Source organism: Neobacillus sp. B4I6 (assembly GCF_050434045.1).
Lineage (GTDB): Bacteria > Bacillota > Bacilli > Bacillales > Cytobacillaceae > Neobacillus.
This window is the reverse complement of sequence record NZ_JBNPWB010000002.1, coordinates 3,603,650-3,615,600: the sequence shown is the minus strand read 5'-3', so window position 1 is coordinate 3,615,600 and position 11,951 is coordinate 3,603,650. Positions and strand designations below refer to the sequence as shown.

The 11,951-nt window shown below is 39.6% G+C and carries 10 protein-coding genes; 8 read left to right on the top strand and 2 right to left on the bottom strand.

Features of this window, described 5'->3' with window-relative positions; genetic code table 11:
* Window positions 1-9 precede the first annotated feature (9 nt).
* Window positions 10-1,188, bottom strand: coding sequence for a M20 family metallopeptidase (locus tag QF028_RS19995; RefSeq protein WP_429468071.1), 1,179 nt, complete (start codon window positions 1,186-1,188; stop codon window positions 10-12).
* A 146-nt stretch (window positions 1,189-1,334) separates the two neighbouring features.
* Between QF028_RS19995 and QF028_RS19990 the strand changes: the two genes are divergently transcribed.
* On the top strand, window positions 1,335-1,973 hold the full coding sequence (locus QF028_RS19990; protein ID WP_429468069.1) for a phosphatase PAP2 family protein: 639 nt from the start codon (window positions 1,335-1,337) through the stop codon (window positions 1,971-1,973).
* A gap of 39 nt (window positions 1,974-2,012) precedes the next feature.
* On the opposite strand, the gene QF028_RS19985 is transcribed toward QF028_RS19990, so the two are convergent.
* Window positions 2,013-3,410 (bottom strand): hypothetical protein, encoded by a 1,398-nt coding sequence (locus QF028_RS19985; protein WP_429468066.1) that lies wholly within the window; start codon window positions 3,408-3,410, stop codon window positions 2,013-2,015.
* 302 nt (window positions 3,411-3,712) lie between these two features.
* On the opposite strand from QF028_RS19985, the gene hemE reads away from it, so the two are divergent.
* The 7 genes from hemE to QF028_RS19950 all read left to right on the top strand — a co-directional run bounded on the left by hemE (window position 3,713) and on the right by QF028_RS19950 (window position 11,944).
* Window positions 3,713-4,759 carry a uroporphyrinogen decarboxylase gene (hemE, locus tag QF028_RS19980; RefSeq protein WP_429468063.1) on the top strand — a complete coding sequence of 349 codons (1,047 nt, stop codon included), beginning with the start codon at window positions 3,713-3,715 and terminating at the stop codon, window positions 4,757-4,759.
* Between the two features lie 172 nt (window positions 4,760-4,931).
* A complete protein-coding gene (gene hemH, locus QF028_RS19975) occupies window positions 4,932-5,864 on the top strand; it encodes a ferrochelatase (protein WP_429468062.1) in 933 nt (310 codons plus the stop codon).
* A gap of 30 nt (window positions 5,865-5,894) precedes the next feature.
* Window positions 5,895-7,337 (top strand): protoporphyrinogen oxidase, encoded by a 1,443-nt coding sequence (hemY, locus tag QF028_RS19970; protein WP_429468059.1) that lies wholly within the window; start codon window positions 5,895-5,897, stop codon window positions 7,335-7,337.
* A gap of 402 nt (window positions 7,338-7,739) precedes the next feature.
* Complete coding sequence (locus tag QF028_RS19965) at window positions 7,740-9,371, top strand: YhgE/Pip family protein (RefSeq protein ID WP_429472429.1); 1,632 nt, start codon at window positions 7,740-7,742, stop codon at window positions 9,369-9,371.
* A complete protein-coding gene (locus tag QF028_RS19960; protein ID WP_429468056.1) occupies window positions 9,271-10,095 on the top strand; it encodes a YhgE/Pip family protein in 825 nt (274 codons plus the stop codon). The genes QF028_RS19965 and QF028_RS19960 overlap by 101 nt, the downstream gene beginning before the upstream one ends.
* 108 nt (window positions 10,096-10,203) lie before the next feature.
* Window positions 10,204-10,938: an MBL fold metallo-hydrolase gene (locus tag QF028_RS19955; protein WP_429468053.1), complete on the top strand. Its 735-nt coding sequence runs from the start codon at window positions 10,204-10,206 to the stop codon at window positions 10,936-10,938.
* A 16-nt stretch (window positions 10,939-10,954) separates the two neighbouring features.
* The gene (locus QF028_RS19950) at window positions 10,955-11,944 is read left to right on the top strand and encodes a lipoate--protein ligase (protein ID WP_429468051.1); all 990 of its coding nucleotides are present in this window, start codon (window positions 10,955-10,957) and stop codon (window positions 11,942-11,944) included.
* Window positions 11,945-11,951: the final 7 nt, after the last annotated feature.

Sequence of the window (11,951 nt, the reverse complement as noted above, 5' to 3'; positions counted from 1 at the left end):
GGATTTTCCTTAATCATTACCATGAATACTTATTGCGGCCACACCCAATGTTTTCGCTGCAATTAACATTGCCTTTTCATCAATATCAAATTTGGGGTGATGATGAGGGTATCCTGTTTCGTTACCTACCGGCTTTGCTCCAGTGAAGAAGAATGTACCTGGCACGTTTTGCAAATAATAGGCGAAATCTTCACCGCCCATTTGCGACTCGCTTTCTTCGATAGTGGTTACTTCTGCGACCTTCTGAGCACAGGAAGTCAAATAAGCCGTTTCTTTCTCATGATTGACCACCGCAGGGTATCCCCGATCAAACCTAAATTCATAGGAACTGCCTGACATTGAGCATGTACCAGCAATAATTCTTTCCATTTCATCCTCGATAAATTGACGGACGCTATCATTAAAAGTCCGCACAGTGCCAATGAGGTGCGCTTTGTCAGCTATAACGTTGAAGGCATTCTGTGCCGTGAAAGAGCCAATGGTGACAACAGCGGAATCAATCGGATTAATCCTGCGACTGACAATTTGCTGTAGATTTAAAACAAGCTGTGAAGCAATTACGATGGCATCTACCGTTTTATGTGGCTGGGCACCATGACCGCCTTTCCCCTGGATGTCAATTTCAAAGCGGTCAGCCGCCGCCATGATTGGTCCGGTTCGATATTGGATGGTTCCCGTCGTTTCACTTGCCCATAAATGAGTACCAAAAATCACATCAACACCATCTAAACATCCATCTTCAATCATTGAAATCGCACCACCAGGAGCATACTCCTCAGCGTGTTGATGGATAAAAACATATGTGCCTTCCAATTCCTCTTTTAAATCGTTGATTGTTTTTGCAAGGACGAGGAGAGTAGCCGTATGACCATCATGTCCACAAGCATGCATCACTCCTGGAACTAAGGATTTGTATGGAACTTCCTTTTCATCCTGAATGGGTAATGCATCAAAATCAGCGCGTAATGCAACCGTTTTACCAGGTTTCTTTCCATAAACCTTAGCAACTACACCATTACCACCCACGTTAACTCTTACTTCAATTTGGAGCTTCTCATAAAAGGAATGAATGAATTTTGCTGTATTATATTCCTGAAAAGATAACTCTGGATGCTGGTGCATATAACGGCGTAAGGCAACCATTTCTTCATATGACTCTTCTAAGGCAGCAAACAGCTTGTTTAACAAATCGATTCCCCCAAACGTATCAGAAATAAAGAATGTATTTTCAAACTATTTTATCACTTTTATCCTATAAAGTAGATTTTTATATTCCTTTTCATTATACTTTTATTAGAATTTCTACTAGATAGATGCAGGAAAGGGTTTGGGGAATGGGGAAAAATCAAAACAAGTGGAATCCTTCTTTTATTTTTATGTTTATTGCTGTATTATTTGCCTTATTTACTACAATCAAAGTCGGTATCCACAGCCAATTTTGGATTGATGAAAAAATAGCAGGGCTATTCTCACATGTACCTGAGACAATCATTCCATTATTTATTCAACTAACAGAAATGGGGGATAAAAAAGGGATTGGGGTTGTAGCCTTGCTTGCGTTAGCCTGGTTACTACTAAAAAAAAGGAACTATGTTGGTGCTGCCGTCCTGGCCTTATCAATAGCCTTAGGTAATGAAATTAGTAAGCTTTTAAAAGATCTTTTTGAGCGCCCAAGGCCAGACCTTGAACATCTTGTCAATGTGAAAAGCTATAGTTTTCCGAGCGGTCATGCCATGGTAGGGATGATTGTTTATTTTATGATTGCGTATCTTTTAATTGAGGGAACAAAATCAAAGGCAGGAAAAATAACCATTGCTGCAATTACATCTATCTTACTATTATTAATAGGTGCTAGCCGAATTATATTACATGTTCATTATCCTTCAGATGTCCTTGGAGGCTATGCTTTAGGTTATCTTTGGGTAGTGATTTGGATTCAAATATATACCTATTTTAAAAAACGTATAAAATAAGTAAAGAGGCTGATCACTGGATCAGCCTCTTTACTTGGATTAAATGAGAAACATTGCTGCAATCGTTGTCACAACGAGACCGATCACAACTGGTAGGAGGTTTCGTCTGGCTAGTTCAAATGGATCGACATTACAGATAGCAGCAGCAGGGATTAACGCCCAAGGTACAAGTGTTCCGCCGCCTACCCATATAGCAGCGATTTGCCCGAGTGCAGTCAATGTGGCAGCACCTTTACCTATAGCCACAGCAAATAGGCTGGCAACGGATCCGGCAAGCGATATACCTGAAAAGCCTGAACCATCCAGACCAGTGATGGCACCTACAGTAGTTAGGGTAATCGCCCCAACTTCTTTGCTTAACGGAACGATATTTGCGAGAGCAACGCCTAAATCATTGACAATCCCTTGGGAAGCCTTCGGTAAAAAGTCACCAATGATTTTCCCAAATCCGGCGTCACCCAAATAGAAGAACGCAGCAATTGGAATAACAGGACCAAAAACTTTAAAACCAAATTGGAATCCTTCTATTAAATATTGTGTTGTTTTTTCTAAGCCTTTATTTTTATGGCTCGTTAAAGTGATTAACAGAAGAATAAGAATGGAGGTACCGCCAATTAATGCTGTGGCATCACCACCTGCTAAATCAAGGATTGACATGGCGGCAACATCTGCAGCAAATAATAATGGTACTAATATAGCAAAGAAGCGTTTTTGAGTAAGTGATAAAAGCGCAGGATGGTCAGTGCTGCTCGAAGGCGAATCCGCGCTGACAGAAGTTGTAGTGGTTAGAACACCACGCTTCATATCCCTTCGTAAGAAGTAGAATGCCGTAACGGTTGTTACAAGACCCATAATAAATACTAATGGAATGCTGGCATTTATGACATCTTGAATTGGAATACCTGCTGCATCAGAGGTAAGCTTAGGGGCAGCCTGAATCACAAAGTCACCCGATAAAGCGATTCCATGACCAAACAAGTTCATTGCCATCGCAACACCAAGGGCAGGAAGTCCTGCTCGAATCGCAACTGGAAGAAGGACGGCACCTAAAAGTGCAACAGCAGGGGAAGGCCAGAAGAACCAGGAAATAATCATCATTAGAATTCCTATTGTCCAATAGGCGAGAGTGGGGTTACGAATAAGTTTTCGAAAAGGTGAAATCATGACATCATTAATTCCGGTTACCGTTAATGTATTGCTCATCGCTACAATTATTGAAATAACAAGAATAGTAGATAATAATTCTGTAATGGCATAACTGAAACTGTTGAAAATACTACTTATCGAATGACTTAACGACCCGGTTGCTGTGATAGCAATTAGGAAAATACCGACGATACAAACAATGGATGTGTCCCTTCTCATTACCATAAACCCAATAATAAGAACAATAAAGGTCACATATATCCAATGAAGAGCAGTAAGCTCGACAATCATACAATTTCCTCCTTTCTTTCACCCAGGGGGGCTATAGCCCTGTTGGATGTAATACAGAATATGAATATTGCATCAAGTGGTGAGAGCTAAAAGTGAAAAAAATATTGGGAAGTCAGCCTGCAGATTTAACGAATTTTAAAACATAAAAACGACTTTTTTTTGACAGTTAATAGCGTTATCTATACACAAATAGGATTAATAGATATAGTAAATACAGTTTAGAAAGAATCAGTAAGTTTTAAATTCATGCTATATATATTAAAATGGACAACAGACATGTTTTTGAAAGGTGGACTACCCTAATGACAAGACCGATTAATGAAACATTTTTAAAAGCAGCCAGAGGTGAGAAAACTGACCATGTACCTGTATGGTATATGCGCCAAGCTGGTCGTTCACAACCAGAGTACAGAGAGATTAAAGAAAAGTATTCCTTATTTGAAATCACTCACCAGCCTGAGCTTTGTGCGTATGTAACGCGCTTGCCTGTTGAACAATATAACGTTGATGCAGCCATTTTATATAAAGATATAATGACACCCCTGCCAGCGATTGGCATGGAGGTAGAAATAAAAGGTGGGATTGGACCAGTTATTGACAATCCGATCCGTTCTTTAGCAGATGTTGAAAAACTTGGCGAAATTAATCCAGAAGAAGATGTTCCTTATGTATTGGACACCATTAAATTATTAACCCAAGAGCAATTATCCGTGCCATTAATCGGTTTTTCTGGTGCACCATTTACTTTGGCAAGTTATATGATCGAAGGCGGCCCTTCTAAAAACTATAATAAGACCAAAGCGTTTATGTACACCGAGCCAAAGGCATGGTTTGCACTTATGGAGAAACTTGCGGACATGATCATTACATATGTAAAGTCGCAAATTAAAGCTGGTGCAAGGGCCATCCAGATTTTTGATTCATGGGTGGGAGCACTCAATGTAGAGGATTATCGTTATTTCATTAAGCCTGTCATGAATCGTATCTTTACTTCATTAAAAGAGGAAAATGTTCCATTAATTATGTTCGGCGTTGGTGCTAGCCATCTTGCATTAGAATGGAATGACCTGCCACTTGATGTTGTAGGTTTAGATTGGCGTCTGCCAATTCACGTGGCAAGGGAAATGGGCATTCATAAAACCGTTCAAGGCAATCTTGACCCGGCTATTTTGTTAGCTCCATGGGAAGTAATCGAAGAAAGAGCGAAAGCAATATTAGACCAAGGAATGGCACAAGATGGTTACATCTTTAATTTGGGTCACGGTGTATTCCCTTCAGTTAACCCAGAAACGTTGAAAAAATTAACTTCCTTTGTCCATGAGTATTCAGCATCAAAACTCAGTCGTTAAGTTTCCATCTTAAGTCTTTAAATTGGTAAGCAGACCAATTTTTTGGCACAATAATATGGGCTGCTTGATAGTGGGTCATTAAGAGCACTCCAGCTTTTATTGGCCCCCAACCTAATCAGTCGTCCAACATTGAATACGGAAAAGCGAAGAGACTTGAAAATGAGGTGCGGACATGACAAGAAAGAAAATGGGTCTGCTGGTAATGGCATATGGTACCCCATATAACTTAGATGATTTAGAGGGGTACTATACACATATTCGCCACGGCCGGAAGCCAACTCCAGAAATGATTGAAGAGCTTCGCAGTCGGTATGAAGCCATTGGCGGGATCTCCCCTTTGGCAAAGATCACACTCGAGCAAGCAGAAAAACTCGAAGAACATCTAAACAAAATCCAACAAAATATAGAATTCAAAATGTATCTTGGTCTAAAACATATCCAGCCGTTTATTGAAGATGCTGTTCATCAAATGCATGCTGATGGGATCGAAGAGGCTGTAAGTATAGTTCTTGCTCCGCATTTTTCAACCTTTAGCATAAAATCCTATAATGGAAGAGCCCAAGAAGAAGCAGAAAAATTAGGCCGGCTAAAGATAAGAACAATTGAAAGCTGGTATCAGGAACCAAAGTTTATCGATTATTGGGCAGGAAAGATTAAAAAAATCTTTGACCAAATGCCTGAAGAAGAAAAGGCTGAAGCTGTACTCATCATTTCAGCGCATAGTCTGCCAGAGAAGATTCTGCAGTTTGGGGATCCATATCCGAGTCAACTGAAAGAAACAGCTGACTTAATTGCTGAACAGGCAGGGGTAAAAAAATACGTTGTTGGTTGGCAAAGTGCTGGGCAAACTCCAGAGCCTTGGCTGGGTCCAGATGTTCAGGATTTAACAAGGGATTTATATAAAGAGCATCATTATAAGGCATTTGTCTTTGCACCTGTAGGGTTTGTATCTGAACACCTTGAAGTGCTTTATGATAATGATTTTGAATGTAGAAAAGTGACGGAAGAATTAGGTGTAAGCTATTATCGACCGGAAATGCCAAATGCAAAGGAAGAATTTATTGATGCATTGTCGACTGTTGTTCTTCAAATGACAGCTGAGTAAGATTCAGATTAGTGGAAGAAGGTGAGCGCCGTGGCGGAAGAAAAACAAAAGATTATCATCATTGGGGGAGGAATTGCTGGGCTCACATCAGCTTTTTATCTTCAAAAAGCAATTCAAGAACATAATCTCCCTTATGAAATTAAACTCATCGAAGCATCACACCGTCTCGGTGGCAAAATGCAAACCGTTGTCAGGGATGGATATACGATTGAGAGAGGTCCAGATTCATTTTTAGCACGAAAGACAAGTATTTCCAGGTTAGCTGCGGAAGTAGGGATGGATGATCAACTAGTCCATAATTCCACGGGAAAATCATTCGTTTTAGTTAACGAGAAACTTCACTCAATGCCCGGTGGTTCGATCATGGGAATTCCAACGGAAATAGGACCTTTTCTCACAACAGGTCTTTTTTCTATTCCCGGTAAACTAAGAGCTGCGGCAGATTTCATTTTACCTCGGTCCGAAAGCGGAAGAGACCAATCATTAGGAGAATTCTTCAGAAGAAGACTAGGCGATGAGGTTGTTGAAAATTTAATTGAACCATTATTATCTGGGATTTATGCCGGTGATATAGATCAATTAAGCCTCATGTCTACTTTCCCGCAATTCTATGAGGTAGAACAGAAATATAGAAGCCTGATCATTGGCATGAAAAAATCTACCCCTGCCCAACCCAGCAAACCTGAAAGTAAGGAAAAAGCTAAAGGAGCTTTCCTAACATTTAAAACGGGGCTTCAATCCTTTGCAGAAGGCATTGAAGCAAAATTGGATCCAATATCTATTTTAAAAGGACATCGTGTAGACAAAATCACCAAAGTTGAGAATAAGTATGAAGTTTATCTCAATAATGGGGAAACAATGGTGGCAGATAGCGTCATTGCAGCGACTCCTCATAAAATAACACAGGCGATGTTTGCAGAGTATAGTTTTTTTGATCCTTTGAAATCAGTCCCTTCTACATCAGTAGCAACAGTAGCTTTAGCATTTCCGGAAGAGGCAGTGAAAAATGACATCGATGGAACAGGTTTTGTTGTTTCAAGAAATAGTGATTATTCGATCACTGCATGTACTTGGACACATAAAAAATGGGATCATTCAACACCGAAAGGGAAAGTATTACTCCGCTGCTATGTTGGGAGGTCTGGAGATGAAACCATCGTAGATCTCTCTGATGATAGAATTATTAAGATTGTACTAGATGACTTGAAGAAAACGATGGACATCACAATGAATCCGGATTTTGCAATCATTTCACGTTGGAAAAATTCAATGCCCCAATATACAGTGGGACATAAACAACGTTTAGCTGACATTTTAAAGTATATGAAAACGGATCTACCTGGTGTATTTTTAGCAGGTTCTTCTTATGGTGGTGTTGGACTTCCGGATTGTATTGATCAAGGAGAGGCAGCTGTCAAAGACGTCCTGGAGTTTTTAACAGGAAAAGATTTTTCAACAGGAGCTGTTCATTGATAACAGCTTCTTTTTTCTGCTTGCAAACAGGCAGGAATCGTTGTATACTCTAAAAGTATTAAATGACCAAATTGTTCAAGTGGTCATAACTTGCTATATAGGTTAATAGTCAATTTTAGGCTTGTCTATGGAATAGTCCTTATTTTTTGCTATGTTAAAGCTCATTGTTGATTTTGGCACATGTTGATTGGAGCGGAAGGCGCGAAGACTCCTGTGGGAGGACGGGGCAGGGGAGACCCCGCAGGCGCTTAGCGCCAAGGAGGCTCCCCGGACCGCCCACGGAAAGCGAAGAGCCTGGAGCGGAAATCAACAGCCAACTATAACAGAGCCTATTTTTTGAACAAAAATGACTAAATGAACAAAATAGTCATAAATGAAAAAGGAGAGTCATAAGTGAAAAACATGCTATTTAAGGAAGAGCTCCTTGCTATTGTAAGAAATAAAAAAGTGTTAATCCCAATTATTGCTGTCATATTTGTCCCCGTATTATATGCAGGAATGTTTTTATGGGCATTCTGGGATCCATACGCAAAACTTGATGAACTTCCAGTTGCCGTTGTCAACGAAGATGCGGGTGCAACACTCAATGGGACCCATTTGAAGCTTGGTGATGATTTAGTATCTAAGCTAAAGAAAAATAAACAATTTGGGTTTGAGTTTGTCGATAAAAAAGAGGGCTACGATAACTTAAAAGAACAGAAATATTATATGGTTATCGAAATCCCGAAGGATTTTTCAAAAAATGCGACAACTTTATTGGATGAGCAACCGGAAAAGCTGGAATTGGTTTATACACCTAATGAAAGTTATAACTTCTTATCTGCGCAAATCGGCGGCACGGCTGCAGAAAAAATCAAAACAGCTGTTGCTGAAAAGGTAACTGAAACTTATGCTGAAACCATGTTTGATAAAATCAGTGAGCTTGCCGATGGTGTTGTAAAGGCGAGCGATGGTGCAGTCCAGTTAAGTGATGGTTCTGTTGACCTTGAAAAAGGCTCAAAGGATTTAAATGAAGGACTTGCAACCCTAGCTGAAAAAACAAGTGAGTTTAACGGTGGAATGAAAGCAGCTGATGCCGGATCTAATAAGCTTGCAGTTGGTTCGAAGGATTTGTATAACGGACTTTCTACTTTAGCCAAAAAGTCGATTGAATTCGACAATGGTGTGAAAGCAGCAACTTCCGGTTCTAAACAAGTAGCCACAGGATCGAATGAGTTGAAAAAGGGGCTTGCAAAAGCTGATGCCAATCTTCCGTTGCTTATTGATGGAACGAAGGAGATATCTGCAGGTGCAGAACAATTAAAACGTGACCTTCCCGCAGGGATTGCTGCAGGAATTGAAAACGAATTGACTGGAAGTGTTGGAGAACTTAATGCGGGTATTGATCAATTTCAATCACAGTTAACTAACACATTAGCATCCCAAATTGCGGATCAAACAATAACGCAACAAACAGAGAAAATGCAGAAACTAGCCCAAACCTTAATTGAGAACAAAGTGGATCCAGCACTTGTTCAAGGAATAATGGCTAATGAGAAAAAAAATGCGCCAACGAAAGAACAGTTAGAGCAGCAAATTTTATCAGAACTTAACCCTAAAATAGAGGCTGGCTTTAACCAATTCAAAACAGGGGTAGATGAAAAATTAGCAGGTCCATCGAAGGGCTTAGAGGATAAAATTAAAGCACAAACAACCCCTTATTTTGATCAATTAATTGCCGGCATTGGCAAAGTTAATAACGGTCAGCAGGAATTGCAAAAAGGGATCCGTGATTTATATGCAGGTTCATCAAAATTAACAGATGGCACTAACAATCTTTCTGATGGGATGAGTCAGTTGGCAGATGGTGCTGATAAAATTACCATGGGAACCGGACAATTAGCATCAGGTTCGGGAAATCTGAAAAAAGGGGGCCGCGGATCTTACAAATGGAATGAATCAATTAACAGCGGGCGCGTCTGCCCTAACATCTGGAACGGGACAATTGGCAGATGGTTCCGGGCAGTTAAAAGACGGTACATCGAAACTTTCTAATGGGGCCAAGGAATTAGCAGATAAACTTTCAGAAGGTGGAAAAGAAGTTGCTAAGGTTAACTCAAATGAAAAGACTTATAATATGATGGCAGATCCGGTAAAGCTAGATAGTGAAAAAATTAATCATGTGCCAAACTATGGAACGGGATTTACACCATATTTCCTATCATTAGGCTTGTTTGTGGGTGCACTTCTTCTCTCAATTGTCTTTCCACTTCGTGATACAGCGACTGCTCCGGCTAATGGATTTAACTGGTTTTCTAGTAAGTTTTCAATCATGGCTGGGATTGGAATTTTCCAAGCTTTATTGGCAGATGTGATTCTTCTTGGAGGATTAGGTCTAGATGTACAAAGTGTACCAAAATTTATTCTTTTTTCAATAATAACAAGCTTAACGTTTATCGCGTTAATTCAGCTCCTTGTCTCGGTATTTGCCGATGCTGGCCGCTTTATTGCGATTATTATCTTGATTTTACAATTAACTACCAGCGCCGGAACATTCCCGCTTGAGTTAATCCCGAACTTCTTACAGCACTTCAATGCCTACCTGCCGATGAGCTATTCGGTTCAAGGCTTTAAGGCGGTTATTTCAAGTGGCGACTACAGTTTCATGTGGCAAAATTTCATGATTCTATTAGGCTTTATGCTTACCTTCTCTATTGGGACCATCGCTTACTGTACATTGAGATTTAATCACAAATATAAACACCAAATGAATAATTAATGAAAAACCAGCCGTGAAAAAAATGCGGCTGGTTTTTTGTACTATACTGAAAAGAAATCATTTTTTGAGTATATTAGGAATATAAACATTGAATTGGAGGAGTTTAATTTGAAACTTACGGTTATTGGTTTTTGGGGTGGATATCCGAAACAGAATGCGGCTAGTTCGGGTTATTTACTTGAACATGAGGGATTTCGGCTATTAATCGATTGTGGAAGCGGTGTACTTTCTAAGCTCCAAAATATTATCCAGCCCGAAGAACTGGATGCTGTTTTACTTTCGCATTATCACCCCGATCACATTGCAGATATTGGTGTTTTGCAGCATGCAAGATTAATCCAAGGCTTTTTAGGAAAGAAGAACTCAACCCTACCTCTATATGGTCATGATATGGATCCATATGAATTTAGCAAATTAACCTATAAAGAGATTACAAAAGGAGTAGCCTATAATCCTAGTGAGATTCTCACGGTTGGTCCATTTCAAGTTTCATTTCTAAAAACAGACCATCCAGTCCCTTGTTATGCAATGAGAATAGAGGCAGATGGAAAAGCAATCGTCTACACTGCTGACAGCTCCTTTAAGGATGAATTTATCGAGTTTAGTCGGAATGCGGATGTATTATTGTGTGAGTGCAACTTTTACCGGCATCAAAACGGTAAGTCGGCAGGACATATGAATAGTATCGACGCCGGAAAATTTGCGCAAAAAGCTGATGTTAAGCAATTAATTCTTACCCATTTACCGCACTATGGCTCAATATCTGAGTTAATCACCGAGGCAGCCAGTGAATTTACTGGTATAATAATACTTGCAGAAGAATTTCAATCTATTTCACTGTAAGAAGGGGAAGTAAACTATGTTATTCATCGATAATAAAGGGATCACCGATCCGCAGATAAATTTAGCAATCGAAGAGTACGCCCTGAAGAATCTTGATATTAATGAAACGTATTTATTATTTTACATAAATGAACCTTCTATCATAATTGGAAAGAATCAAAATACAATTGAAGAGATTAATACGGAGTATGTGGAAGGTAATGGAATTAAAGTGGTCCGCAGGCTTTCAGGCGGCGGAGCGGTTTATCATGATCTTGGAAATTTAAACTTTAGTTTTATTACCAAGGATGACGGGGAAAGTTTTCATAACTTCCGTAAATTCACAGAGCCGGTCGTGGCAGCATTAAAAAAGTTAGGAGTAAATGCGGAATTAAGCGGCAGAAATGACTTGGAGGTTGGAGGTCGAAAAATCTCTGGTAATGCCCAATTTTCAACAAAGGGCAGAATGTTTAGCCATGGTACATTGATGCTTTATTCAGAAATCGAAAATGTGGTATCAGCTTTAAAAGTAAAAATAGAAAAAATCGAATCAAAAGGAATTAAATCAGTCCGCAGCCGGGTAGCCAATATTTCTGAGTTTCTTACTGAAAAGGTGGAAATTGATGAATTCCGGTCTTTGTTGTTAAAGAATATTTTTGAAGGGCAAGATGAAATACCAGAATATATTTTGACGGACGAGGATTGGGAAAAGATTTACCAGCTATCAAAAGAACGCTATCAAAACTGGGAATGGAACTATGGGAAATCACCTAAGTTCAATCTAAAGCACTCTCACCGCTTCCCTGTAGGCTCCATTGATATCCGCCTCGAAGTTAATAAAGGTGTCATTGAAAATTGTAAAATCTACGGTGACTTTTTTGGTGTTGGTGAGGTAAGTGAAATTGAGGAGAAGTTAACAGGCACCCGCTATGGAAAAAATGAAATTGACAAGGCGCTTGCAGATATTGATACAACCCATTACTTTGGAAATGTTACGAAAGATGAGTTTTTAAACTTACTATACTAAGACCAGG